Raw genomic sequence first — 24,288 nt, 5'->3', positions numbered from 1 at the left:
CATGGATTACGAAATCAAAGTACCTGAGGTTGCTGAAGGGGTGACGGAGGGGACAGTCATCGCTGTCAGTGTCGCAGTTGGCGACCAGGTTGAATACGACCAGACCCTGCTGGAACTTGAAACCGACAAGGCAGTGGTTGCGATCCCTTCGCCGGTTGCCGGAGTGGTCAAGGAGATCCTGGTTGCAGAAGGGGATCAGGCGAAGGTCGACGCGACTATTATCCTGTTGGATACGCAAGATGAATCAGCTGCTGCCGGTGAGGATACAGTCCAGCCGGAAGAGCCGGCAGTACAGGAGGAACCGGAGGAAACGATCCCGCAGGATGAGCCTGAAGAACCGGTGGCTGAGAAGCAGGAGGCTGGTCAGCCTGCCGAGTCTCTCGATTTAAGCCCGGTGCGACGCGATGACCGGGTAGCACCTGCGGCGCCGTCGGTGCGGCGGCTGGCCCGTGATCTGGGCGTCGATATCTACCAGGTGCAGGGCAGCGGGCCCGGAGGACGGATCAGCAGTGAAGATGTGCGTCTGTTTGTGCGCGATACCATGCGCCGGGTGACCGGGGGCGGTGTTCAGGCGGCCGGTGAGTTCGCCGGACTGCACGCCCAGCGGCCCCTGCCCGATTTCAGCAAGTGGGGCGAGGTCAGTCGCGAACCTCTGAGCCGGGTGCGCGAGGTCACTGCCGATGCGATGGCCTACGCCTGGTCGACGGTCCCGATGGTGACCCAGTACGACAAGGCTGTCATCGGTGATTTGGAGACTTATCGTAAAGAGCACAACCGTGGCGTCAAAGAGGCCGAAAAGGTCACCATGACGGCAATTCTTGCCAAAGTCTGTGCCACCGCTCTGAAAGCTTTCCCGCAGTTCAACAGCAGCCTCGATCTCGGCCAGAAAGAGCTGGTCCTCAAGCAGTATGTCCACATCGGTGTTGCTGTCGATACCCCGAATGGTTTGCTGGTGCCGGTTCTGCGGGATGCCGCAGGTAAAGGGATCGAGCAGTTGGCAGTCGAGTTGAACGAGCTGGCCGAGCGTACCCGCGAGCGTAAGGTCTTACCCGAAGAATTGGAAGGCGGCAGCTTTACCATCAGCAACCTTGGCGGTATCGGTGGCAACGCATTCACCCCGATCGTTTACGCACCACAGGTGGCGATTCTGGGTGTTTCCAGGGCGGAAGTTGAGCCGGTCTGGAGCGGGCAGGAGTTTGAGTCACAACTGGTGATGCCTCTGTCGCTCTCTTACGACCACCGGGTGATTGATGGTGCGCAGGGGGCGCGCTTCCTGCGCTGGATCTGCAGGGCGCTGGAGCAGCCGATTGAGCTGGCGATGAAGTCCTGAGTCTTTAGGACGGTTTGCTTGTTTCGTTTTTAACACTGAAAAGGTTTTCACATGTCGAATATCCCCGCAAAAACGCAACTCGCGGTTATCGGTGCCGGCCCCGGTGGTTACGCCGCCGCCTTCCGCGCTGCTGCCCTTGGTCTGCAGGTCACCCTGATCGATCCTGAGGTAAACCCCGGTGGAGTCTGCCTGCACCGGGGCTGCATCCCTTCCAAGGCGCTTCTGCATGTCGCCAAGCTGGTCAACGAAGCCGAGGAGTCGGCTCAGATAGGGGTTCGCTTCAATTCTCCGGATATCGACCTGGATCGGGTTCGGCAATGGAAAAACGAAGTGGTCGAAAAACTGACCAGTGGCCTTGGCGGCAAAGTCGAGAAAAACAAAGTGACTTACGTGCGCGGAACAGCACGCTTTAAAGACGGTCAGACCCTGCAGGTGACACCGAGTGACGGCGAGCAGGGAGAGCTTGCCTTCGAACAGGCGATTATCGCTACCGGTTCGCGTCCGACCATGCTGCCGGGGGTACAGACCGGCGAACGCATCTTCGATTCTACCGGTGCCCTGGAGTTGGCGCGGGTACCGAAATCCCTGCTGGTGGTTGGCGGCGGTTACATCGGCCTGGAGCTGGGTTCGGTCTATGCCGCGTTGGGCAGCGAGGTGAGCGTGGTGGAGATGACCAGTGGACTGCTGCCCGGTTGCGATCGCGACTTGGTTTCGCAGCTCAAACGCCGGCTCGATAAGAAGTTCAGTGAAATCATGCTGAGTACAAAAGTGGTCGAGCTCAAAGAACAGAAAAACACCGTGGCTGTTACGTTGGAAGATAAAAAGGGAGAACGCAGCAACAGGAAATTCGACCAGGTGCTGATAGCCATCGGTCGCCGCCCGAACACGGAAAACCTGGGCTTGGAGAACACCAGCGTCAAAATAAATGAGCAGGGTTTCGTCGTTGTCGATGGCCAGCAGCGTACCGCCGAAAAACAGATTTTCGCTATCGGCGACATTGCCGGCGAGCCGATGCTGGCGCATAAGGCTTACGGAGAAGCGGCGGTTGCCGCCGAAGTCGCAGCAGGCAAAAAGGCGGTGTTCGAACCACGCGCTATCCCGGCGGTGGTTTTCACCGATCCCGAGATTGCTTGGTGCGGTTTAACCGAAACGGCTGCCCGCGAGCAGAAAATCAATATAAAAACAGCCAAGCTACCATGGCGCGGAAATGGCCGCACGTTAACCCTTGGCCGCGAGGATGGCATGACCAAACTGATTGTCGATGCCGAAAACGATCGACTGCTTGGGGTTGCGGTGGCTGGTCCGGGTGCCGGTGAACTGATCGCAGAAGGTGTCCTGGCGCTGGAGTTGGCGGCTGTCGGTGAAGACCTGGCGAAAGCGATTCATCCTCATCCGACGTTGTCAGAAACGCTTTTCGATGCAGCTCAGCTGCTTGATTGACACTGTGATAGGTTAGAAGAACGGCTTTTTTACGCGAAGCGGTATCGCTCTTTGTACGCTGTTTTTAAACCGTTCGTAGCAATGGTCCAGAATCCGGGGGGAGTATGTTGAGTGATGTTGAAATCAGGCGACAGGCGCACCCGCAGTCGATCGGAAAAATAGCCGACCGTTTGGGGATATCTCATGATTTGCTGTTGCCTTATGGCCGTGAGATGGCCAAGGTCAACAGTGGCCGTTTGCTGAAAACTAAGGGAAAACAGGGACGACTGGTTCTGATTTCGGCGACCACACCGACAGCCGCGGGGGAGGGGAAAACCACCACCTCAATCGGTTTGGGACAGGCGCTATCTCGACTGGGGGAATCTGTCTGTCTGGCGCTACGGGAACCATCTCTCGGCCCTTGTTTGGGGATGAAAGGAGGCGCCACCGGCGGCGGTTACAGCCAGCTGTTGCCGGCTGACCGTATCAACCTTCACTTCACCGGCGATTTTCATGCCATCACCAGCGCAAATAACCTGTTGTCGGCGGTGATCGATAATCATATCTATCAGGGGAATAAACTCAACATCGATCCACGCCGGGTCCTCTGGAGGCGGGTGTGCGATATGAACGATCGCAGCCTGCGGCATATCGTGCTGGGCCTTGGCGGCAAACTGCAGGGAATTCCGCGCGAGGGTGGATTTGATATTACTGCCGCTTCCGAAGTGATGGCGATGCTTTGTCTGGCGGAAAGTCAGGCCGATTTACAGCAACGTCTGGACAAGACTCTGGTTGCTTTCGATTACGACGAAAAACCGGTTTATGCAGGACAGCTAAAAGTCACGGGGGCCATGCTGGCACTACTGCGAGATGCCTTGCATCCGAACCTGGTTCAGACGCTGGAGGGTGTGCCTGCGTTGGTGCATGGTGGACCCTTCGCCAATATCGCCCACGGCTGTAACAGCCTGATTGCCACCCGCACGGCACTGCACTGCGCTGATTGGGCGATCACCGAGGCTGGTTTCGGTTTCGACCTGGGCGCGGAGAAGTTTTTCGATATCAAGTGTCGCCTCGGTGGTGTCGACCCAGTGGTTGTTGTGCTGGTCACCACCTGTCGTGCACTGAAGTTACACGGCGGCCAGCAGAAGAAACATCTTGGCGAGAAAGATCTGTCGGCGCTGCGGCGTGGGTTGGTTAATCTGGATAAGCATATCGAGAACGTTCTCAAGTTTAACAAGCAGCCGGTGGTTGCCCTTAACAGCTTTTCAGGTGACCCGGTCGCTGAAGTCGCTTTGATTGAGGCACGTTGCCGTGAGCTTGATGTGCCTTTTGCTCTTAGCGATCATTTTGCCCGCGGTGGCGAGGGGGCTATCGCATTGGCTGAACAGGTAAAGCAAATTGCCGATTCTGCTGAACCCTATAAGCCACTTTACGAACTCGATTTGCCGGTAGAGGAAAAAGTCCGAACGATTTGTCGCGAAATCTATGGTGCGCATGATGTCGCCTTTACCAAGCAGGCGGAAAAAGATCTGCGCCAGATCGAGGTGCTCGATTTGGAAGACTTGCCGGTTTGCATCGCCAAAGCTCCCGGCTCCCTTTCTGATGATCCGAAACTGATCGGTCGACCGCGCGATTTCGATGTTACCGTTCGTAGTATCCAGATCAATTCCGGAGCCGGTTTTCTGGTGGTATTGACCGGTGATATCCTGCGTATGCCGGGGTTGCCGAAACATCCTGCGGCGGAAAACTGGAGCCTGAGTGAGGATGGCTCTATTGACGGGTTGCACTAAAACAATCGATATCCAATGAAAGTGTTTATATGCTACATTCGACTTGCTTAATGATGCTACTGGCAAGGAGTTGAAATGGCAATTGAAATCAGGGTTCCGCAGATTAATGCGCAGGTCAATGAGGGGCGATTGTTAAAATGGCATGTCGCCGAGGGTGAGCAGGTGGCGCGGGGGGAGGTGCTGGCCGAAATTGAAGAGGGTTCGGTGGTGATCGAGCTGGAAGCGACCGTCGCAGGTGTTTTGAGTCAGCAACTAGTCGCGGAAAATCAATCTGTCGCGATGGGTGATCTGCTGGCCTATTTTATTCCCGACCAGGAAGAGGCGATCAGCGCTGTCCCGCCCCGGGTCTCAGCCTCTCCGGCTGCGCGCAAGCTGGCTAAAGAGTTACGCATTTCGCTGGAATTGATCGACGGCAGCGGTCCCGGTGGACGAATTCTGCTCTCCGATGTCGAGCGAGCTTATGCTGAACGAACTCCGCCCGCGGTGGCCGTATCGCGTGATTTGACCAGTAAAGCTGTTGCCGCCGGCAGTGGCAAGTCGGTCAAGGTTCGCCGCTTGATCGCCCGCAAGATGGAAGAATCCTGGAATAATATCCCGCATTTTTACGTCACCATGAGCGTCGATATGACCGATGTTATCCGCTTTCGTAAAGACCTCGGCGTTTCGATCAACGATTTCGTCCTCTCGGCCACCGCTCACGCTCTACAGGAGCATCCCTGGGTCAACAGTCTCTGGAACGGTGAGCAGGGGATTGAGCAGGTAGATGTCAATCTGCAGATGGCCGTCGCTACCGAGCATGGTCTCTACTATCCGGTGATCCGCAACTGTGAAGACCTGAATCTGAAACAACTGAGCGAAGAAGCTGGAATCCTTGCCGATAAGGCCAGTAGCGGCAAACTGCAGAAAGACGAAATGGAAGGGGGCACCTTCACTATTACCAATATGGGGATGCTCGGGGTCGAGTCCTTCGGTGCGCTGGTGACGCCGCCTCAAGCCGCCGTGCTGGCGGTCGGTACGGTAAAAGGCGAAGTCGTTGTCGATGACCAGGGCGAACCGGCCGTTGCGCCGATCATGAAGGTGACCCTTTCAGCCGACCATCGCATCCTTGATGGTGCCGATGCGGCTGATTTTCTCGACACGCTGAAAAGCTATCTGGAAGCGCCGATTACCTTGCTGGGGGATTGTCACTGCTGAGGCACGCAGACAGCTTTGATGAAAAATAAAAGGCGGAAGTCGATATGACTTCCGCCTTTTCTCGTTTGGTTGTCCTGAATGTGGTTTATGCAGCAGTCTTTTTCGGGAAAATCTTCTGAATCCAGATGCCACTGAGAAACCAGGAATAGGCATAGGTGCCGATGATGATCAATGCGAACGCCTTGACGATATCCGTGGTTGAACCATCCAGCGAGAAACCGGGAACGTAGCCGAACAGGAACGGACCAAGGTAAAGGAACTTGGCAAACTTGAATGCGGAAAAGGCGGTCTTCCACATATTCGCTTTGGCGATCGTTGCCCCGGCAAAGGCCGCGATGCAGACTGGCGGGGTGATGTTGGAGTCTTGCGACAACCAGTAAACGATCATGTGTGCGGCCAACTCATTGACACCCAAATGGGTCAACGCCGGAACCGCGACCACCGCGGTGATCAGGTAAGCGGCTGTGACTGGCACACCCATTCCCAGAACCAAAGACGCCAGGGCGATCAGCAGAATGGTCAGAATCAGCGAGCCACCAGCCATCTGGATAACAATGTCAGCAAAGGTTAAGACCAGTCCACTGTAGGTCAACACGCCGATGATGATACCGATGACACCGACTGTTGCGCCGATTTTCAGGCTGCTTTCCGCTCCCTCGCGGGCGGCCTCAAGGAACCGCTTCGGGCCAATGCGTGTGTCCTTGCGGAACCAGGAAACGATGATGCAGGTGACCAGTCCGAGAATCGCAGAATAGCCCGGCGAATAGCCGTAAAGCATGAAGATGGTAATAGAGACCAACGGTAGGGTGTAATACCATTCTGCCTTGAGAATTTCCATGGCACTGTGTTCAGACTTCTCACCAACGATGTTGTCTTTTTTCGCCTCGTAATGAACCATGACGAAAACGCTGAAGAAATACATGATGGCCGGGAACAGAGCGACCAGCATAATGCGCGAATATGGCTCACCGGTCAGTTCGGCCATGATGAAACCGCCGGCCCCCATGATTGGTGGCATGAACATCCCGCCGATTGAGGCTGCCGGCTCGATACCACCGGCGATGTGTGGTTTAAACCCAGCCTTTTTCATCATCGGAATCGTAAAAGCACCGGTTGAAACTGTGTTGGCGATAGCGCTGCCGGAAATCGAGCCGAACAGGCCGGATGCAACGACCGCAACCTTGCCAGGGCCACCGATTTTGTGACCGACCGCGGCAAGCGGAAAGTCGATGAAAAAACGTTGAGCGCCGCACTTCTCCAGAAAAGCGCCGAACAGGACGAACAGGAGAATATAAGTGGCGAGAACGTTGGCCATGATGCCGAAGATGCCGTCACTGCGATAGAATATCTCGATGCAGAGTTCCGGAAAGGTCGCTCCGGCATGGGCAAACAGGTCGGGGACGTGGGCTCCATAGACGCCGTAGGCAAGCATCAGCCCGCCGATAATAACAAAAACATTACCGACGACCCGCCGGGCTAGTTCAACGCTGATTATGACGCCGATAACCGCCATCCAGGTGTCGAGCTCGGTCTCGGCACCAGTTCGGTAGTTAATCGCCTCAAAATTGGCCACCCAGTAGCTCAGGCTGATGATCGAGGTAATCATCAAAATGTAATCAAGCACTCGCAGGAGTACGTTTTTTGAGCGATATGTCAGAAAGACCAATACATAGGTGATGATGACATAGATGCCACGGTGATACTGGGTCGCCGCCGGGGCAATAACAGCGGCATAGGAATAGAATAACAGCATCCCCATTGCGCAGATATCAAACAGGATTTGCTCAAATCGATTTAAATCTTTATACACGGAAAACCTCTTTTAAAGGATTTGTAGGGAACAGGGAGCAACGCACAAACTCAGGTTAGCTTATTCGTTGCTGCCTGTCACCGACAAGCTGTTTTCAAAATTCGGGGCAGGAGGCCAAAGCCCCCCGCCCCGAAAAAAGATCAATCTTTCAATGCTTACTTGATTACACCTTTTTCTTTCCAGAACTTGATTGCGCCCGGATGCATCGGGGTCACGATGCCGTCAGCACCTTTAGCAACGGACATGGCTTTGAAAGTTTTCTTCTGGGAAACCATGTGGGCCAGACCTTCGTCAGTGAAGATCGCCTTAAGCATTTTGTACACAACATCTTCAGGAACGTCTTTGTTGGCGACCCAAAGAGCTGAATCTTGGAAGGAAGGAACGTCGGCGTCAACGCCTTTATAGGTGCCGGCCGGTACTTTGAGTTTGCCAAAGTAAGGGTATTTCTTGTAGAAGCCGGACGCTTCTGCGTCAGCGCCGAGGTCGATCAACTCAATGTCGTTGGTCTGGGCAGCCATGATGACAGCGCCGGACGGGAAGGCAGTGAACAGCCAGAACGCGTCAAGCTGGTTGTTGCCGAAGGCGGCAGCAGCGTCGTTGTAACCCATCGCGTTGCGCTCGATTTTATCCCAGACGCCCATGTGGGTGAAGAAAAGTTCGCAGTTGGCGAATGCGCCAGAACCTGCATTGCCAACGCCGACTTTCTTGCCGGCCAGGTCCTTGGTTGACTTGATGCCGGAACCTTTTTTGACCACCAACTGTGCCGGCGCGCCATAAAGGAAGGCTACAGCCTGAACATTTTCGTACTTTGCAGTATCGTTCTTCAGCAGGCCGTTTGCGCCAAGATAGACATGGCCGGAGTAAACTGTACCGAAGGCGACTTTACCCTTGTTGACGTTACGCAGATTGGCTATCGAGCCTCCTGAGGACTGAGTTTTAATGGTCACGCCATCTTTCGCCAGGTCCTTGATTGGACCATAAACTTGAACAGCATTGGCAACAGTCTGGAAGGTGCCGCCAGCAGGGCCACCGCCAAAAACGTAGAGCTTGGCGAATGCAGGCATGCTGAAGGCGAGGCTGGCTACGATAAGCAGCGCAAAGACTTTCATGGTTTTCTTCATCTTGGGATTCCTCCTAGATACGGGTTGATGAACCTGCTCTCTCTCTGATATGAGCAAAAATACAACTATACTATTGTGTAGCACCTCCGGCTTAAATGGCAAGTATAGTGCCAAATTTAAAATGCTGTTTTGATTTTATTTTTTTGCTTTAAAAATATGGAGTTGCTTGATTTTAAGATGTTTGGCAGTGGATATTATTTTTACTATGTGGCCAAAAGTTGCCACTTGTGGTCGAGGTTGGCCGTTTTTTGTGGTGATCGGATTTTGCTCGTAGAACCTGGTTTTCTGCTTCGACTAAAAAACTTCAGGCTGACTAAAGCCGGTTTTTGGTTTTCCGCCACAGCTTGACATGTTGCTGTCGCTGGGGAAAGATACCCGCCTTCCATATGGATCAATTAGATAAGGAGTGTTGAGATGGAGCGGCATTTTAATTCCCCGGCGAAAATAAATCTGTGTCTGCATGTGCTCGGTCGGAGGTTGGACGGCTATCACGAACTGGCGATGGCGATGCAGCGGGTTGATTTGTCGGACCGAATCCGGATTCAGGTTTCGGATGGATCCGGGGTGCGGGTTTCCTGTGCCGGCCTGAGGTTGGACGTCGACGAAGAGAATATTGCTGCAAAGGCGGCGAAGCTCGTTTTGGCTGAGTCGAGACGTGAGCTCGCAATCACTATAAGTATAGAAAAAAATATTCCTGTCGCGGCTGGCCTTGGTGGTGGTTCATCCAATGCTGCGACGGTTCTGGCTGGCCTTGATAAGATGCTTGGTCTTGAGCTGGGGCAGCGCCGCCTGATGGAACTGGGAGCGCAGCTGGGGGCGGACGTTCCTTTCTTTATTTATGGGGCCCCAGCTTGGGCAACGGGGACCGGAACTCAGCTGGATGCCCTGCCTTCATTGCCTGATGTCGCTTATCTGCTGGTCAATCCGAAAATAGCTGTTTCTACTGCCTGGGTTTACCAAAGTTTAGAGTTGACAAAAGGGGGCGAACTGGCTAACCTTCCGAGGTTTTCTGTTGTGACGCGGGATGATTTGTGCGCTGCTTTGCACAACGACCTTGAGCGTGTCACTTTGCAGCGTTATCCACTGCTTGCGGAAATCAAGCAGTTGCTTCTTGAATATGGAGCCTGTGGCTCTTTGATGTCAGGTAGCGGGGCGACTGTCTTCGGGGTTTTTGCTGATTACGCTGAAGCTTGTCGGGTAGCGGAGGAGTTGAAACGAAAACAGGACTGGCTGTTCTACCCGGTTAAGCCGCTATGAACTTTTCAGTAGTTTGCCTGATTAGCGCTTGACAGATCGGGCTGTTCCGGTTAAAAACGCCGGGCTGAAAAATGTCAGCATCAATAATAAGTATATTGGGGCATCGCCAAGCGGTAAGGCACCGGATTTTGATTCCGGCATTCCCAGGTTCGAATCCTGGTGCCCCAGCCATATAAAACAACGGCAGAGTTATTAGTCGTTTAAATATTAAATAGATAAGTAGATATAGGTTCTTGGTTAGGTCATGGCTTTTGGGCTATGGCCTATCCGTTTTTTCGTCTTCTAGCTGGAAAGGTGATTTCCCGTGGGAATGATTAAGGTTTTTACTGGTAACTCCAACGAGCCTCTGGCGCAGGAAATCTGTCAGCATCTGGGTGTCCGTCTCGGCGACGCCAAGGTGAAAACGTTCTCCGATGGCGAGGTGATGGTGGAGATCAGTGAGAACGTGCGTGGTCGTGATGCTTATGTCATCCAGTCGACCTGCGCTCCTGCCAACAATCACCTGATGGAAATGCTGGTCATGGTTGATGCTCTCAAGAGAGCTTCAGCTGCTCGCATCAACGCTGTCGTGCCTTACTTCGGCTATGCTCGTCAGGACCGCAAGGTTGCGCCGCGCGCTCCGATCAGCGCCAAGCTGGTGGCTGACTTGATGTCGGTAGCCGGCGTTGACCGCGTGCTGACCATGGACCTGCACGCTGGCCAGATCCAGGGTTTCTTTGATATCCCGGTTGATCATCTGTATGCCGCTCCGGTGTTGCTGGAAGAGATCCGCAAAGTCTGCCCAAACAGTGAAAAACTGATGGTCGTGTCCCCGGATGCCGGTGGTACCGAGCGAGCCCGTGCATTCGCCAAGCGTCTCGACGCCGGTCTGGCGATCATCGATAAGCGCCGCAGTGGGCCGAATGTATCCGAAGTTATGCACATTATCGGTGATGTCAAAGGCAAGAGCTGTGTCATTATCGATGACATGATCGATACCGCTGGTACGCTCTGTGCGGCGGCCACAGCACTACAGAATGACGGCTCCGGTGAAGTTTTTGCCTGCGCCACCCACGGTGTCTTGTCCGGGCCGGCCTTGCAGCGGATTGAAGATAGTCCACTTGAGCAAGTGATCATCACCAACAGTATTCCGGCGCAGAATAAAATTGAACAGTGCAGCAAACTGAAGGGGGCATCGGTCAGCAAGTTGCTGTCTGAAGCGATCCGCCGTATTCATAATGACGAATCGGTCAGCTCGCTGTTTGTTTAGAAAAACGACTTAGAAATTAAATAGCCAGATTCCCAATAGATGGAGGATAGATAGATGGCAAAAGCAGAACTGAATGTAGAAATCCGTGAGAACGCCGGTAAGGGCGTTGCCCGTAAGCTGCGTGCAGAAGGTAAGGTCCCGGCTGTTGTCTATGGCAAGGGCATGGAGCCGACCACGATCAGCGTTGAGCCTAAAGCTCTTGAAGCAGCGGTAAATACTGATGCTGGCTGGAACACCCTGTTGACCCTCAAAGGGGCTCCTGCGGTCGATGGCAAGGTCGTCGTGCTGAAAGATCTTGAACTGCACCCGCTGCGCCGTGACATGGTCTGTGCCGATTTCCATGCGATCGACCTGCAGGAAAAAGGCAGCTTCATGGTTCCTGTTGTGACGGTCGGTAAGTCGGCTGGTGAAAAGGAAGGTGGCAGCCTGCAGATTATCCGTAAGGAACTGGAAGTTATCTGTCTGCCGACAGCTGTTCCCCAGGCGATTGAGATCAACGTTGAAGCTTTGAACATCGGTGACGTTGTTCACATTGAAGACGTTGCTGCGCCGGAAGGTGCTGAATTGCCGCACGATGTCAACTTCACCGTGATCACAGTTAAAGGTCATAAGGAAGAGGTTGAGGACACTGAAGAGGGTGAAGAGGGTGTTGAAGCTGCTGAAGAAGCTGCTGCCGAATAACCTGATTTACGCTTGACGGGGCGACTGTGAAATTACTGGTTGGTCTGGGGAACCCGGGAGATAAATACGCCGGAACCCGGCATAATATCGGTTTCATGGTGGCTGACAGGGTTGCTGCACGTAACTCTGTTGCAATTAAAAAGAAGGGATACCAGGGGATCTACGGTGTCGGCCGGGCAGCCGGTGAAGAAACCACGATTCTCCTGCCGCAAACCTTCATGAACCGCAGCGGCGCTAGCGTTAATGCTGCCTTTAAATCCCTCGGGCTTACCCCGGGGGATTTGATTGTCATCTATGATGATCTCGACCTGCCGTTGGGGCGGATTCGAGTTCGGCCGGATGGTGGTCACGGTGGACACAACGGCATGCGCGATATTATCGCCATCGCCGGGTTCAAAGATTTTCTCCGTATCAAGGTTGGCATCGGCCGGCCGGAACGGGGTGATGTCACCGGGCATGTGCTGGGGCGGTTCAACTCTGACGAGAAGAAATTATTGCCGCAGGTGCTGGACCTGGCAGCGGATGCCGCAGAGGCACTGCTGACGGAGGGCCCGATCGAGGCAATGAATCGTTTTAATAACTGTAACTTGTTGGATTCACTTTAACACCTTTAGAAGAGAGGCAAAGAACAGATGAGTGTGCAGATGTGGGCTCCCGTACTGGGGGTAATCGGATTCGCAATCGCGGTTGTGCTCTACAAGATCGTAAAGGACCAACCGGTCGGCAACGAGAGAATGCATGAGATTTCTGATGACATTCATAGCGGTGCGATGGCTTTTCTCAACCGCGAGTATCGTGTTTTAGCGATTTTTATTGCTGTTGTTTTCGTACTGATCCTGATCGGAATGGGCTATCAGACGGCCTTTTCTTTTGTTGGTGGCGCCCTTTGTTCGATGACCTGTGGTTTTATCGGCATGAAAGCTGCGACCCGCGCTAACGTAAGGACCTCTGAAGCTGCCCGTGCTCATGGACAGGCAAAAGCCCTGGAAGTTTCTTATAATGGCGGCGCTGTCATGGGTCTTGCTGTTGCTTCTCTTGGCTTGGTTGGTGTTGGTGTTGCCTACATCTTCTTTGGTGGTGACACAACTACCGCCAAATACATCAACGGTTTCGCCATGGGTGCTTCCTCCATCGCTCTGTTCGCTCGTGTCGGTGGCGGTATCTATACCAAGGCTGCTGATGTTGGTGCTGACCTGGTTGGTAAAGTCGAAGCGGGTATTCCTGAGGATGATCCACGTAACCCAGGCGTTATCGCTGACAACGTTGGTGACTGTGTTGGTGACACCGCTGGTATGGGCGCTGACATTTTCGAATCCTATGTCGGTTCGATCATTGCCACCATGGCGATTGCTGCTGCTGCCGGGCCGGAGTTGCTGACCAAACTGGGTGGTGCTGCTGATGTTCAGGCCAGCGCTATGGTCCTGCCGCTGGTGATGGCCATGGTCGGTCTGTTCTTTTCAATCATCGGTATTTTTTCGATGAAATTTCTCAAGGGGATCGACCCTGCCAAAGCACTGCACTACACTACTTTTGTTGCCGCTATTGGCTTCCTGGTAGCTGCCCTGATCATTATCAAGGTGATGGGGATTGCGACCGGTGTCTTCTGGGCCGTTCTGGCCGGTTGTGTTGCTGGTATCGCCATAGGTCAGGTTACTGAATACTATACTGCTCATGCCCCGGTTGCCCGGATCGCTGAAGCTTCTAAAACCGGTCCTGCGACTAACATCATTCATGGTCTGGCTGTCGGTCTTGAATCGACTGCACTGCCGATTCTGATTATCTGTGTTGGAATTTTTATTGCTAACGCTACCGCTGGTCTCTACGGTATCGGTATTGCCGCGGTCGGCATGCTCGCGACTGTTGGTGTGACCATGACCGTTGATGCCTACGGACCGATTGCAGACAATGCCGGTGGTATCTCTGAGATGGCTGGTCTCGGTCCTGACGTTCGTAAGATCACAGACGGTCTCGATGCTATCGGTAACACCACTGCCGCTATCGGTAAGGGTTTCGCCATCGGTTCTGCTGCTCTGACCGCTCTGGCCCTGTTCTCCGCTTACGCAACCACCGTTAAACTGGAAGCGATCAACCTGATCAACCCGATGGTCGTTATCGGCCTGCTGATTGGTGGCGCGCTGCCATTCTTCATCGGCGCACTGACCATGACCTCGGTCGGTCGTGCTGCTGGCGAGATGGTCGACGAGATCCGTCGCCAGTTCCGTGATACCCCGGGCCTGCTTGAAGGTAAAGAAGGCGTCAAGCCGGACTCCCAGCGTTGTGTCGATATCTCCGCCAAGGCCGCTCTGAAAGAGATGGTTCTGCCGGGTGTTGTTGCCGTTGTTGCCCCGGTTCTGATGGGCTTCATCCTCGGTAAAGAAGCTCTCGGTGGCATGCTCGCCGGTGCAACCCTGGCCGGTGTCCTACTCGCCCTGATGATGTCGAACGGTGGCGGCGCATGGGATAACGCCAAGAAGTACATCGAAAGCGGCTCGCTGGAAGGTGAAGCTAAGGGTGGCGAAGCCCACGCTGCTGCCGTTATCGGCGACACCGTCGGCGACCCGTTCAAAGATACCTCCGGTCCGGCCATGAACATCCTCATCAAGCTGATGAGCGTTGTTTCCCTGGTCATCGCACCGCTGCTTGTATAAGAGCAGTTTGAGGAAATAGAGAACAACTCGATAGCCGGGGCATCTGCTCCGGCTATCGGTCTTTTTGAAGGAATAACGATATGGGGTTCAAATGCGGAATCGTCGGTCTGCCGAATGTTGGCAAGTCGACCATCTTCAACGCGATCACTTCGGCCGGTGCTGAATCAGCTAACTACCCGTTCTGCACCATTGAGCCGAATGTCGGTGTGGTAGCTGTGCCGGACAAGCGCCTTGATGCGCTGGCTGCAATCGTCAAGCCTCAGGCGATTTTGCCGACCAGCATGGAGTTTGTTGATATTGCCGGACTTGTCGCCGGTGCCAGCAAAGGGGAAGGACTCGGGAATAAATTTCTCGGCCATATCCGCCAGGTCGATGCCATTGCCAACATCGTCCGTTGCTTCGAGGATGACAATGTTGTCCATGTTGACGGTAGCGTCGACCCGCTGCGCGATATCGAAGTCATCCAGACCGAACTGAACCTGGCTGACATGGATACCGTGGAAAAGCGGATTCAGCGGACATCCAAGCAGGCGAAGAGTGGCGATAAAGAAATGCAGGCCGAACTGGAGATTCTCGAGCGGGTTCGTGACGCCCTCAATGAAGGCAAACCGGCCCGTGCTGTCGGGTTGTCAGCGAATGAAGCCAAGCGGATCGCTGAGCTCTGTCTGATTACCATCAAGCCTGTGCTCTACGTTGCCAACGTTTCCGAGGACGATCTTGAAGGGGAGCACCCCTTTGTGCAAAAAGTACGTGATCATGCCGCCGCTGAAGGAGCCGAGATGGTATTGATCTGCGGCAAGATCGAATCAGAAATCGCCGAACTGGACGCAGAAGAGAAGATTGAATTTCTGCAGGAAATGGGTCTGGAAGAATCGGGCCTTGATCGGATGATTCACGCTGGTTACAAGTTGCTCGGTCTGATTACCTATTTCACCGCCGGGGTCAAAGAGGTCCGCGCCTGGACTGTGCATGATGGGGCCCTCGCACCGCAGGCTGCTGGTGTCATTCACACCGACTTCGAAAAAGGTTTCATTCGCGCTGAAGTGACCGCCTATGATGATTACATTAATTCTGGCGGCGAAGCCGGTGCCAAAGAGAAGGGTCTGCTCCGACTCGAAGGCAAGGAATACCGCGTTGTCGATGGGGATGTGATGCACTTCCGCTTCAATGTTTGATCATCTTTATTTATCTGCACTACGAAGCCTCCAGCCATTCGGTTTGGAGGCTTTTTCTTTGCATCTCTTCGCCAGGTTGAGCTGGTAGCACGTTGTCCAGATTCGTAACATTTGTTTCTTGACCGGCAACTGTATACGTTTTAGGCTCGGTGCTACAGATTTATTTTTCGTGCTACTTGAATTTCAGGGGAGATGTCCGATGCGTTGTTTGTCTGTTGTTTTTGGATTGTTGTTGTTTTTTTCGAGCGTTTCTTTTGCCCATTTCGGGGCAGTAATTCCTTCAACCGATATCGTTCCCACGCCGGATGCTGCAGCGCTCCAACTGGAGATTAAATTTATGCATCCGATGGAACTGCACTACATGGAGATGGCCAAGCCGAAAGAGTTTGGTGTTGTTACCCGGGGCGGAAAAATCGACCTGCTCGATTCTTTGCAGGAAACCAAGCGTGAGTGTATCGATCCGAAACAGACTTTTACCTACTGGCTGAGCGACTATAAGATCAAGCGGCCGGGCGATCACACGTTCTACGTTATACCGCAACCTTACTGGGAACCGGCAGAGGACCTGTTCATTGTCCACTACACCAAGGTGACTGTTGCGGCCATGGGGTTGGAAGATGGCTGGGATCAGCCGGTCGGGCTGGAAACCGAGATTGTTCCATTGTCCCGCCCTTACGGTCTCTGGACTGGAAACCTGTTTTCCGGGCAAGTGATGTTGCATGGCAAGCCGGTGCCTTATGCGGAAATCGAGGTTGAATATTTAAATGAAACAGCCGAAATCGGTGAGTTCGTCAAGCCTCCGGCTGATCCTTTCATAACCCAAGTGATCAAGTCTGATGGCAATGGTGTTTTCCATTACGCGATGCCGCGTGCTGGATGGTGGGGATTTTCCGCATTGTCCGAAGCTGATTGGCAACTGGAGCATGATGGCGAGAAGAAGGGCGTCGAGATCGGTGCTGTTTTCTGGGTCCACACCCGCGATATGGACTAGGCGGGTGCCATGAAATTTTCAACTCTGCTGCTCGCTTTTGCTGCTTGTCTGTTGCTGGCTGGTACAGCGATGGCGCACAAGGTCAATATCTTCGCATTTGTTGATGAGGCTGTGGTTTATACCGAAAGCTACTTTGCCGACGGTAAACCAGTGATCGGCGGAAAAATCTCGGTATTCTCTGCTGATAAACGGTTGCTGCTGGAGGGAAAGAGTGATCAGCAGGGCAACTGGCAATTTTCACAGCCTGCGGAAAAGCCATTGACGCTGGTGATAGAGGCCGGGCTGGGCCACCGCGGCGAGTTCCAGTTGAAATAACAGGCGAGGCTGCTATGAAAGCTCTCAGTATTCTTTCTCTGTTTTGTTTAAGCCTTATAGTGGTGCCATTTGCAGCAGCAGAGTCGGATCAGTTGGTAGCCTTGCAGCAGGAAAATCGTCTGCTACAACGTCAGGTGAAAAAGCTGGAAGCTCAAGTCGATGCGATGCGTGAAGAGATGAACCAGCCCGGAGCCGAGCGAATCATCAGTGGGCTGGGCTACATCGTCGGTGTTTTCGGCATTACCGGGTGGGTAGCAGCAAGCCGCAAAAAACGAGGAGAAAAATAGATGCATATCGCCGATGGCGTTTTGCCCCTCAGTGTTGCGGCCGGTTGCGGTGCTGTCAGCCTGGCATTGGCGGCCTGGTCGGTCAGGTCGACCGACGGCGACGATCTGCCGAAAGTTGCCGTGGTGACGGCCTCCTTTTTTGTTTCGTCGCTGATCCACGTGCCCCTTGGCCCCACCAGCGTACATTTGCTGATTCCTGGGTTGGTCGGCATTCTGCTGGGGCGATCTGCCTTTCTTTCAATCCTGCTCGGGCTTCTACTGCAGAGTTTGTTATTCTCTTTCGGCGGCCTCACTGCTCTTGGTGCTAACGCACTGATGATGGGTGTCCCGGCGTTATTGAGCGGGTTGTTGTTCAATCGGTTGCGCGGCACAAGTCACAAGCAGAATATGCTCATCGGCGCTCTGGCTGGGGGCAGCGGAACTCTGCTGGCTGCAACGATCCTGGCTTTTCTGCTGGCAAGCGGTGGCGAAGACTTCTTCGGTGTGATGAAGCTTGCTGTGTTGGCGCATATCCCGGTTTTTGTCATAGAAGCGCTGGTCAGTGCCTTTACTGTTTCCTTTTTATACCGTGTCAAACCTGAGTTGCTTGAGCAGCGTTTGGGAGTTGTTTGCCAGGGGTGATCGATGCTTGATGGCCAGATTGTTCAGCTTCCTGCGTCGATTCTTTTCGCAGCTTTGGCTGTCTTGTTCCTCTGCTGGTTTTTCGCCTGTAGGGCGCTGAGGCGACTTCTGTCTACTGCCCAACCGGTGGCGGAAGAGCGGGACTGGTCGGTACCGACGATTGATGCTGATTTTACCGGCGACTCATTGTTTCACCGCTGGGATGTGCGTTTCAAGCTGGTCGCACTGCTCGGTTTCGCAATTCTGGTTGTTGCCACCCGTTCTCCCTGGTCGGCCCTGTTGGCTTGTGGATTCTCCTTGGCCGCCATTGCCACAGCCAAGCTTCCTTTTCTCAGATCCCTCCGTCGTCTGATGGCCATCAGCGGATTTGTCTCCATGTTTTTGCTGTTGATGCCATTGACCTTAGCAACGCGTCCCGACGATACCCTGCTGATGTTTTCCGACATCGACTGGCTGAGGTTCAACCTGCGTGGGCTGGGACTGGCGTTGTCAATCGCAGGTAAGGCCTGCGCGGTTACCCTGCTGATGGAACCGCTTCTGGCGACATCATCTCTGCCTCGAACTGTCGAGGGGTTGGTCAAACTGGGGGTGCCAGAGAAGGTCGCGCAGATGATTCTGCTCAGTCACCGTTACATTTTTGTTTTTCTTGAAGAAACGAAACGGATGGCGACCGGCATGCAGGTGCGCGGTTTTCAGTGGCGCAGTAATGTCACCACCTTGCAGGTAGCCGGCAATTTTCTTGGCATGCTCTTCGTGCGCAGTTTCGAGCGTACTCACAGGGTTTATGCGGCGATGCAGGCACGCGGTTATCAGGGCCGGTTTCCGGCTCCCTTCTATTTTAAAGTGACGACCGGCGATTGGTTGCACGCAGCGTTCTGGCTCGTGACTGGTGTTGCACTGCTCTGTTTTGACCGTTTCGGAGGTTTTTGATGCACGACCTGAAACGGCAACCTCCCATCGATTTTGACGGGCCGACGCAGATCGAAATTTGCGACCTGCATTACAGCTATCCCGGGGGACTTCAGGCGCTCAATGGCATTAATCTGCGAGTTGCCGAAGGCGACCGCATTGCCCTGGTCGGCCAGAATGGTTCCGGCAAGTCTACCTTGATCAATCATCTGAATGGTCTGCTGCCGGTGCAACAAGGGGAATTGCGCTACAAAGGCAAGCCTTTGGCTGGCGAACATCTGCTGCAGGCGCGACTTGAGATCGGTGTGCTGTTTCAGGACCCGGATGATCAGCTGTTCTGTTCCGCCCTGTACGATGATGTCTGCTTCGGGCCGCTTAATCAGGGTATGGAGCTTGGCAGCCTGGAACCCTTGGTGCGGCAGTCGCTGGCGTCAGTCGGGTTGGAGGAGCTTATCTATAAGCCTTCGCATCACTTAAGCTACGGGCAAAAGAAGCGTGCTGCACTCGCCTGCTTGCTGGCGATGAAGCCACAAGTGCTGATCCTCGATGAGCCGACCGCCAACCTCGACTCGCTGCAGGAGAATATGCTCGTCGAACTGCTGCGCCACTATCGGGGGACGCTGATCTGCATCACCCACGATCTGCTGTTTGCATTTGAATTGTGTCAGCGGGCGATCGTTCTCGACAAAGGGCAGGTCCATCACGATTACCGCATGGACGACCTGGTGGCAGATCCACCCTCAATGCGGGAACACGGACTCGATTTCTCCTTCCGCTTGTGTGGGGTAAAAAGCAGTGCGGCAGTGGCGCTGGAAACGAAGCAGGACCTGCCGACGCCGCAGGTAGAACAATCGACGATAAGCAATCCACTAGAGTTGGTTGCACTTGACCACTACCGTTATCGCTACAGTGATGGAACCCTTGCGCTACGTGATGTTGATTTTTCTTTGCAGGCGGGCGAGTCGGTGGCCATCGTTGGTGAAAACGGCGCTGGAAAAACGACAATGCTCAACTGTTTGTTGGGGATTTTCAGCGGAGAAGGCGGTCATCGTTTCGCCGGAGCAGAGCTGACAAAAAAACAGCGGCGTTTATTGTGGCGCAAGGTCGGCATGGTTTTTCAGGACCCGGCTGATCAGCTGTTCTGTGCCTCTTGCGCTGAAGAGGTCGGCTTCGGGCCGAAACAGCTTGGACTGCCGAAAGACGAAGTAAAGCGTCGGGTCGATGATGCTCTAAAGCGAGTGAAACTCGATGGCTACCAGCAGCGTGTTCCTTTGCATTTGTCAGGCGGTGAGCGCAAGCGTCTGGCAATTGCTGCGGTGCTGAGCATGCAGCCGGAGTTGCTGATCCTGGACGAGCCGAGCGCCGGACTTGATCCGCAGGGCGAGGAGCTGTTGCTGGAAATTTTGCGTGAACTTCCGCAGGGGAAATTGCTGGTGAGCCATGATCCCTTCCTGGTGGCGGAGCTGACCAGTCGTACCCTGGTGATGCATCGCGGGAAGGTGCTGGCCGATTATTCCACGGCGGAGTTTCTGGCTGACCAGCAACAGAATGCACTGAGCTTGCTGGCTCCCGGCTATAAGCGAGCCTGTGAACGGCAGGTACTGGAACTGCAACATCGTCATGAACATGCTCACTTGCACAGGCATTATCATGAGCACCCGCATCGCCACGGCGATATTGCTCACTCCCATCCTCACGAGCATGAACATGACCACGACCACGTTTATACTCATAGCCATATCGATGGCGACGCCGAACACAGCCATTCAGACAGTTTGCGCTACCATGAACATAGTCATCCCGGGCATGAAAATGAAGAGCATGACCATCTGCACTGAAAAGGGTTTTTATTTCAACTGATCCGCGTTTCGTGGCTGGCGATGTCGTAAACTTCGACTTGCATCAGTTGTGGTTGGGTTGTCAGGGCACATTTTGCCGGAAAGCCGTTGAGCAGGATCGGTTGCAATTGCTGCTGAATCAGCGCATCGATTGAGCGCATGATAAGTTCTTTGCCGCGGATTGTCGTGCGCTCGCGGTCGAGGACCCAGAATTTGGCATCGTTGGCGCCGATTGCTCGCAAGTGTCTCAGATAGGCGCTGACAACGTTTTCCGGGTGGTTATAAGGACCGTAGCGGTCATCGTCGAACGGTGACGGGTAAATGTGGCTGATGCCAATCAGCTGGTGTCGCTCGGACGAGCAGATAATGCTCAGACAGGGGCCAAGGATCACCCGCACCGGGTCTTTGCCGATGTAGTACATTCCCCAGTCGATGTTCTTGAGTCCATGGTCGGAGCTGTGCTGCTTGACGAATTTCATTCGTTATCGATCCTGCCTGAATCTGTGTCGTGATTTCGGTATCTTACTTTTGTTGATTGATGAGGTAAAGAGCGGAATCTGGAATTGCTTTTAATGCTTACCTGGCATGCGGGAAACAGGTCGCTAACCTGTTGAAGAACGTACTTTTTTTGCAGTAAAAGTGCTTGAACCGCGAGGGGTATTGTGTTACAAGCTTATGTTTCGTCCGGGGCCACAGGGGTGCCGGACTGTTTCCTTGCTCCGGGATCGACCCGGGGCTGCATAATCCGAGAGGAGAAACATTGATGAGGAACTACGAATCAATCTACATCATCCATCCGGAAGTGGCAGGAGAAGAGCTGACCGCCATGGTGGAAAAATTCCAGGGGATTCTCACCGAGCAAGGTGCTGAAGTCTACAACCTGGACAACTGGGGCGTCCGCAAGCTGGCGTACCCGATCAACAAAGTTGAGCGCGGTTGCTATGTGCAGACCCTGTTCAGCGCCGAGCCGCAGGTGATCGCCGAATACGAGCGTCGCATGCGTCTGGATGAAAAGGTGCTGCGCTTCCTGACTGTCAAGCTCGACGGCGACTTCCCGGCGATCGAAGCCGCTGAAGCTGCCGAAGAGGCTGAGGTCGTGGAAGAAGTTTCTGCTGAAGAAGAAGAGTAATTCATAGCAACTGAGGAGAATCTATAATGGCTTTTGAAAAATCGAGTCGTCCGTCGTCATCCGCTCCGCGCCGCCGTTTCGGCCGCCGCAAGATCTGTCGTTACTGTGCAGATAAAGAAGCGAAGATTGATTACAAAGATATCAACAACCTGCGCTACTACCTGACCGAGCGTGGCAAGATCGTTCCTCGCCGTATCTCCGGGACCTGCGCACTGCACCAGCGCCAGATTGCCGAGGCGATCAAGAACGCCCGCCAGATCGCGCTGCTGCCTTACACCGAGTCTCACGCTGTTAAATAAGACTCGCCGAACCGACGAAAGATGAGAGCACAAGCTGCACTTCTGACTGCTGTCGGTATCGGGATTACGCTGCTCTTCCTGCAGGGAGGCAGTGTGCTGGGACCGCTGGGAGCGATGCTGAACCTGCTGACTCCGGTGGCCGCAGCTTACATCAGCATGCGTTTCGGCCTGCAGGCCGGGGTTGTGCTGGTGGCGGTGGTCAGCCTGCTGCTGATGCAGCTGGCGCCACTTTACACCCTGACCGCGTACCTTGCTCTTTTCGGGGTTGGGTCGTTGCTGTTGCCGTTTTTTCTGCGCCAGCAATATTCCTGGGACCGGGCGGTTTTCCTCTCGGTAACCGGGGCGACATTGGCGACAGCCGCCATGGCTGTTACTGCTGTCGTGACCGGAGGTGGACGTTTCGATCTGCTGATCGGTCAGGTGATTCAGACAGAAGTTGATCAGGCGATGGAGGTTTATCGTCAGGCTGGTTTGTCTGAGTCGCAGCTGCAACAAATGCAGGATCTGGTTGCCGGGTTGGCGGTCTTTATCCAGAGCAGCTTTTACGGTCTGTTTATTGCCGCATTGCTGGCGATACAGATGGCTTGCCTGGGCCTGCTGCAGCGAATGAAGAAAAACTATTACCGGATCGCCGGGGTTCCTTTTGCGCAGTGGCGTTTGCCTGCTACGCTGATTTGGCCCCTGATCCTTGCTGGATTTGCCACGCTGGCCAGCTCTGAACCTCTGGTTCTGCTTGGTCGCAACCTGCTGGCAGTGCTGTTGCCGCTCTATTTTCTACAAGGGCTGGCGGTGGTCAGCAGTTATCTGCAGAAAAAGGCTTATCCGACTTTTGTCAAAGGACTGATTTACGCGCTGTTGTTTATCTTCAATCCTTTGCCGCTGATAATAACCGGTGTCGGGGTTTTCGACTTGTGGGTCGACTTCCGCCGTCCCCGGAAAAAAGATTGATAAAAAACTCGTTCTGATACGGAGGAAACTCATGAGTGTCAATATTATTCTGAAAGAGAACGTCGACGGGCTCGGCGTGATCGGCGATCAGGTTTCGGTGAAGCCTGGTTACGCACGTAACTACCTGTTGCCGAAGGGGCTGGCGATTGTTGCTGATTCCCGCAACGTCAAAGAGCTGGACCACCAGAAGCGTCAGCTGGCTCGCAAGCTGGAAAAAGCAACCAAGGACGCCGAAGCGATCAAGGCTCGCGTTGAGGCTGTTAGCTGCGAGTTCACCCAACGCGCCAGCGAAGAGGGCAAGCTGTTCGGTTCCGTCACTTCGATGGATCTGGAAGCCAAGCTGCAGGAAGCCGGTATTGAGATCGATCGCAAGAAGATCCAACTGGCTGAGCCGATCAAGTCTCTCGGCGAGCACGTTGTTGAAATCAAACTGGATGCCGGTGTTGTCGCCGAGCTGAAAGTTACTGTGAATGCAGAAGAAGCCTGATCCGCTTTCTTTCGCAATCACACAAGGAAAATCAGGGCGAGAGGTCGAAAGGCCTTTCGCCCTTTTTCATGAGCAAAACGGATAAGAGGTGTAGATATGTTCTGGGAGAAGAACTTCAGTTTTCGCGGTTTTATTTCGCTTCTGATTACCTTCAGCAGTCTGATCATGATTGTTTCCGGTATCATCGCCTACATCATGCCGGAAGGTCGGATTGCTTACTGGGCCGACTGGCGCTTCTGGGGACTGGGTAAAGAGCAGTGGGGCACCATTCATACGGTTTTCAGCTTCGTTTTTATTCTCGCGACGGTTTTTCACCTGATTTACAACTGGAAGCCGCTGATCAATTATCTTAAGGATAAGGTAAAGAAAACGTACAGCATGCGAGGTGAGCTGGTTTTGGTGTTGCTGATCAGCATCATCTTCACCCATGGTAGTATCTCCGGGGTTATCCCGTTCAGCAGTATCATGGATTTGGGCAGCGAAATTGGAAAAAGCTGGTACGAAGGGCAGGAAGTGCATCCGCCGTTTCCACATGCAGAACTGATGACGATGAAGCAGTTGACCAGCAGGATGGATCTGCGTCTAGACGGAGCACTCGATTACCTGCGCGAGCAGGGTTTTACTGAAGTGACTGAAAAGAGTACGCTGAAGGACCTGGCTGCACGCAGCACATCATCACCGATGCAGATTTTCGACGCGATGATGATGGATGATCGGGTTTATTGATTTGTGTGATCATAGAAGAAAGCGGAAAGCGCGGCGGGTGAAAACCTGTCGCGTTTTTTTTTGT

At 53.9% G+C, this 24,288-nt stretch carries 24 protein-coding genes and 1 tRNA gene; 22 read left to right on the top strand and 3 right to left on the bottom strand.

What is annotated here, in order from left to right; translation table 11 throughout:
- Position 1: 1 nt before the first annotated feature.
- From BUB13_RS04650 to BUB13_RS04635, 4 genes are all read left to right on the top strand, one after another.
- Complete coding sequence (locus tag BUB13_RS04650; protein WP_072906046.1) at positions 2 to 1,330, top strand: 2-oxo acid dehydrogenase subunit E2; 1,329 nt, start codon at positions 2 to 4, stop codon at positions 1,328 to 1,330.
- Between the two features lie 51 nt (positions 1,331 to 1,381).
- The gene (gene lpdA / locus BUB13_RS04645; protein WP_072906044.1) at positions 1,382 to 2,770 is read left to right on the top strand and encodes a dihydrolipoyl dehydrogenase; all 1,389 of its coding nucleotides are present in this window, start codon (positions 1,382 to 1,384) and stop codon (positions 2,768 to 2,770) included.
- A 104-nt stretch (positions 2,771 to 2,874) separates the two neighbouring features.
- The gene (locus BUB13_RS04640) at positions 2,875 to 4,539 is read left to right on the top strand and encodes a formate--tetrahydrofolate ligase (protein WP_072906042.1); all 1,665 of its coding nucleotides are present in this window, start codon (positions 2,875 to 2,877) and stop codon (positions 4,537 to 4,539) included.
- A gap of 75 nt (positions 4,540 to 4,614) precedes the next feature.
- The gene (locus tag BUB13_RS04635) at positions 4,615 to 5,733 is read left to right on the top strand and encodes a dihydrolipoamide acetyltransferase family protein (RefSeq protein WP_072906040.1); all 1,119 of its coding nucleotides are present in this window, start codon (positions 4,615 to 4,617) and stop codon (positions 5,731 to 5,733) included.
- Between the two features lie 85 nt (positions 5,734 to 5,818).
- On the opposite strand, the gene BUB13_RS04630 is transcribed toward BUB13_RS04635, so the two are convergent.
- Positions 5,819 to 7,543: a TRAP transporter permease gene (locus BUB13_RS04630; RefSeq protein WP_072906038.1), complete on the bottom strand. Its 1,725-nt coding sequence runs from the start codon at positions 7,541 to 7,543 to the stop codon at positions 5,819 to 5,821.
- Between the two features lie 155 nt (positions 7,544 to 7,698).
- Positions 7,699 to 8,664 carry a TAXI family TRAP transporter solute-binding subunit gene (locus tag BUB13_RS04625; protein ID WP_072906036.1) on the bottom strand — a complete coding sequence of 322 codons (966 nt, stop codon included), beginning with the start codon at positions 8,662 to 8,664 and terminating at the stop codon, positions 7,699 to 7,701.
- A gap of 414 nt (positions 8,665 to 9,078) precedes the next feature.
- Between BUB13_RS04625 and ispE the strand changes: the two genes are divergently transcribed.
- The 13 genes from ispE (at position 9,079) to BUB13_RS04560 (ending at position 20,635) form a co-directional block, all read left to right on the top strand.
- Positions 9,079 to 9,921 carry a 4-(cytidine 5'-diphospho)-2-C-methyl-D-erythritol kinase gene (gene ispE / locus BUB13_RS04620; RefSeq protein ID WP_072906034.1) on the top strand — a complete coding sequence of 281 codons (843 nt, stop codon included), beginning with the start codon at positions 9,079 to 9,081 and terminating at the stop codon, positions 9,919 to 9,921.
- A 96-nt stretch (positions 9,922 to 10,017) separates the two neighbouring features.
- Positions 10,018 to 10,092 (top strand) — tRNA-Gln (locus BUB13_RS04615).
- A gap of 139 nt (positions 10,093 to 10,231) precedes the next feature.
- The gene (locus tag BUB13_RS04610) at positions 10,232 to 11,170 is read left to right on the top strand and encodes a ribose-phosphate pyrophosphokinase (protein WP_072906032.1); all 939 of its coding nucleotides are present in this window, start codon (positions 10,232 to 10,234) and stop codon (positions 11,168 to 11,170) included.
- Positions 11,171 to 11,224: 54 nt separating this feature from the next.
- Positions 11,225 to 11,851, top strand: a complete 627-nt coding sequence (locus tag BUB13_RS04605; protein WP_072906030.1) for a 50S ribosomal protein L25 — start codon at positions 11,225 to 11,227, stop codon at positions 11,849 to 11,851.
- Positions 11,852 to 11,877: 26 nt separating this feature from the next.
- Positions 11,878 to 12,456 carry an aminoacyl-tRNA hydrolase gene (gene pth, locus BUB13_RS04600; protein ID WP_072906027.1) on the top strand — a complete coding sequence of 193 codons (579 nt, stop codon included), beginning with the start codon at positions 11,878 to 11,880 and terminating at the stop codon, positions 12,454 to 12,456.
- A gap of 27 nt (positions 12,457 to 12,483) precedes the next feature.
- Entirely contained in the window at positions 12,484 to 14,499 is a 2,016-nt protein-coding gene (locus tag BUB13_RS04595) for a sodium-translocating pyrophosphatase (RefSeq protein ID WP_072906025.1), read from the top strand.
- 80 nt (positions 14,500 to 14,579) lie between these two features.
- Positions 14,580 to 15,674, top strand: coding sequence for a redox-regulated ATPase YchF (gene ychF / locus BUB13_RS04590; protein ID WP_072906023.1), 1,095 nt, complete (start codon positions 14,580 to 14,582; stop codon positions 15,672 to 15,674).
- A gap of 199 nt (positions 15,675 to 15,873) precedes the next feature.
- Complete coding sequence (locus BUB13_RS04585) at positions 15,874 to 16,665, top strand: DUF4198 domain-containing protein (RefSeq protein ID WP_072906021.1); 792 nt, start codon at positions 15,874 to 15,876, stop codon at positions 16,663 to 16,665.
- A 9-nt stretch (positions 16,666 to 16,674) separates the two neighbouring features.
- Entirely contained in the window at positions 16,675 to 16,980 is a 306-nt protein-coding gene (locus BUB13_RS04580) for a hypothetical protein (protein WP_072906019.1), read from the top strand.
- 14 nt (positions 16,981 to 16,994) lie between these two features.
- The gene (locus BUB13_RS04575) at positions 16,995 to 17,267 is read left to right on the top strand and encodes a hypothetical protein (RefSeq protein ID WP_072906017.1); all 273 of its coding nucleotides are present in this window, start codon (positions 16,995 to 16,997) and stop codon (positions 17,265 to 17,267) included.
- Positions 17,268 to 17,888, top strand: coding sequence for a cobalt transporter CbiM (cbiM, locus tag BUB13_RS04570; protein ID WP_072906015.1), 621 nt, complete (start codon positions 17,268 to 17,270; stop codon positions 17,886 to 17,888).
- A gap of 3 nt (positions 17,889 to 17,891) precedes the next feature.
- On the top strand, positions 17,892 to 18,818 hold the full coding sequence (cbiQ, locus tag BUB13_RS04565) for a cobalt ECF transporter T component CbiQ (RefSeq protein ID WP_072906013.1): 927 nt from the start codon (positions 17,892 to 17,894) through the stop codon (positions 18,816 to 18,818).
- The gene (locus BUB13_RS04560) at positions 18,818 to 20,635 is read left to right on the top strand and encodes an ABC transporter ATP-binding protein (protein WP_084091743.1); all 1,818 of its coding nucleotides are present in this window, start codon (positions 18,818 to 18,820) and stop codon (positions 20,633 to 20,635) included. Before cbiQ ends, BUB13_RS04560 begins: the two co-directional genes overlap by 1 nt.
- Before the next feature lie 14 nt (positions 20,636 to 20,649).
- Here BUB13_RS04560 and BUB13_RS04555 read toward each other — a convergent pair whose 3' ends face one another.
- Positions 20,650 to 21,114, bottom strand: coding sequence for a hypothetical protein (locus tag BUB13_RS04555; RefSeq protein WP_072906009.1), 465 nt, complete (start codon positions 21,112 to 21,114; stop codon positions 20,650 to 20,652).
- 284 nt (positions 21,115 to 21,398) lie between these two features.
- Here BUB13_RS04555 and rpsF point away from each other — a divergent pair, with 284 nt between their 5' ends.
- The 5 genes from rpsF (at position 21,399) to BUB13_RS04530 (ending at position 24,224) form a co-directional block, all read left to right on the top strand.
- The gene (gene rpsF / locus BUB13_RS04550) at positions 21,399 to 21,764 is read left to right on the top strand and encodes a 30S ribosomal protein S6 (protein WP_072906007.1); all 366 of its coding nucleotides are present in this window, start codon (positions 21,399 to 21,401) and stop codon (positions 21,762 to 21,764) included.
- Between the two features lie 26 nt (positions 21,765 to 21,790).
- Entirely contained in the window at positions 21,791 to 22,063 is a 273-nt protein-coding gene (rpsR, locus tag BUB13_RS04545; protein WP_072906005.1) for a 30S ribosomal protein S18, read from the top strand.
- Between the two features lie 21 nt (positions 22,064 to 22,084).
- Positions 22,085 to 23,011: a DUF2232 domain-containing protein gene (locus BUB13_RS04540; protein ID WP_072906003.1), complete on the top strand. Its 927-nt coding sequence runs from the start codon at positions 22,085 to 22,087 to the stop codon at positions 23,009 to 23,011.
- 31 nt (positions 23,012 to 23,042) lie between these two features.
- Entirely contained in the window at positions 23,043 to 23,498 is a 456-nt protein-coding gene (gene rplI / locus BUB13_RS04535; protein ID WP_072906001.1) for a 50S ribosomal protein L9, read from the top strand.
- Positions 23,499 to 23,594: 96 nt separating this feature from the next.
- Positions 23,595 to 24,224, top strand: a complete 630-nt coding sequence (locus tag BUB13_RS04530) for a DUF4405 domain-containing protein (protein ID WP_072905999.1) — start codon at positions 23,595 to 23,597, stop codon at positions 24,222 to 24,224.
- Positions 24,225 to 24,288 lie beyond the last annotated feature (64 nt).

It is taken from the genome of Malonomonas rubra DSM 5091 (assembly GCF_900142125.1).
Lineage (GTDB): Bacteria > Desulfobacterota > Desulfuromonadia > Desulfuromonadales > Geopsychrobacteraceae > Malonomonas > Malonomonas rubra.
Note: the sequence above shows the minus strand (reverse complement) of the source record. Positions and strands in the feature narration are given on the sequence as shown.

Bases quoted from the DNA above. Each gene is read 5' to 3' on its own strand.
- BUB13_RS04650 (WP_072906046.1), top strand. From the start codon at position 2: ATGGATTACGAAATCAAAGTACCTGAGGTTGCTGAAGGGGTGACGGAG.
- lpdA (WP_072906044.1), top strand. From the start codon at position 1,382: ATGTCGAATATCCCCGCAAAAACGCAACTCGCGGTTATCGGTGCCGGC.
- BUB13_RS04640 (WP_072906042.1), top strand. From the start codon at position 2,875: ATGTTGAGTGATGTTGAAATCAGGCGACAGGCGCACCCGCAGTCGATC.
- BUB13_RS04635 (WP_072906040.1), top strand. From the start codon at position 4,615: ATGGCAATTGAAATCAGGGTTCCGCAGATTAATGCGCAGGTCAATGAG.
- BUB13_RS04625 (WP_072906036.1), bottom strand. From the start codon at position 8,664: ATGAAGAAAACCATGAAAGTCTTTGCGCTGCTTATCGTAGCCAGCCTC.
- ispE (WP_072906034.1), top strand. From the start codon at position 9,079: ATGGAGCGGCATTTTAATTCCCCGGCGAAAATAAATCTGTGTCTGCAT.
- BUB13_RS04610 (WP_072906032.1), top strand. From the start codon at position 10,232: ATGATTAAGGTTTTTACTGGTAACTCCAACGAGCCTCTGGCGCAGGAA.
- BUB13_RS04605 (WP_072906030.1), top strand. From the start codon at position 11,225: ATGGCAAAAGCAGAACTGAATGTAGAAATCCGTGAGAACGCCGGTAAG.
- BUB13_RS04595 (WP_072906025.1), top strand. From the start codon at position 12,484: ATGAGTGTGCAGATGTGGGCTCCCGTACTGGGGGTAATCGGATTCGCA.
- ychF (WP_072906023.1), top strand. From the start codon at position 14,580: ATGGGGTTCAAATGCGGAATCGTCGGTCTGCCGAATGTTGGCAAGTCG.
- BUB13_RS04585 (WP_072906021.1), top strand. From the start codon at position 15,874: ATGCGTTGTTTGTCTGTTGTTTTTGGATTGTTGTTGTTTTTTTCGAGC.
- BUB13_RS04580 (WP_072906019.1), top strand. From the start codon at position 16,675: ATGAAATTTTCAACTCTGCTGCTCGCTTTTGCTGCTTGTCTGTTGCTG.
- BUB13_RS04575 (WP_072906017.1), top strand. From the start codon at position 16,995: ATGAAAGCTCTCAGTATTCTTTCTCTGTTTTGTTTAAGCCTTATAGTG.
- cbiM (WP_072906015.1), top strand. From the start codon at position 17,268: ATGCATATCGCCGATGGCGTTTTGCCCCTCAGTGTTGCGGCCGGTTGC.
- cbiQ (WP_072906013.1), top strand. From the start codon at position 17,892: ATGCTTGATGGCCAGATTGTTCAGCTTCCTGCGTCGATTCTTTTCGCA.
- BUB13_RS04560 (WP_084091743.1), top strand. From the start codon at position 18,818: ATGCACGACCTGAAACGGCAACCTCCCATCGATTTTGACGGGCCGACG.
- BUB13_RS04555 (WP_072906009.1), bottom strand. From the start codon at position 21,114: ATGAAATTCGTCAAGCAGCACAGCTCCGACCATGGACTCAAGAACATC.
- rpsF (WP_072906007.1), top strand. From the start codon at position 21,399: ATGAGGAACTACGAATCAATCTACATCATCCATCCGGAAGTGGCAGGA.
- rpsR (WP_072906005.1), top strand. From the start codon at position 21,791: ATGGCTTTTGAAAAATCGAGTCGTCCGTCGTCATCCGCTCCGCGCCGC.
- BUB13_RS04540 (WP_072906003.1), top strand. From the start codon at position 22,085: ATGAGAGCACAAGCTGCACTTCTGACTGCTGTCGGTATCGGGATTACG.
- rplI (WP_072906001.1), top strand. From the start codon at position 23,043: ATGAGTGTCAATATTATTCTGAAAGAGAACGTCGACGGGCTCGGCGTG.
- BUB13_RS04530 (WP_072905999.1), top strand. From the start codon at position 23,595: ATGTTCTGGGAGAAGAACTTCAGTTTTCGCGGTTTTATTTCGCTTCTG.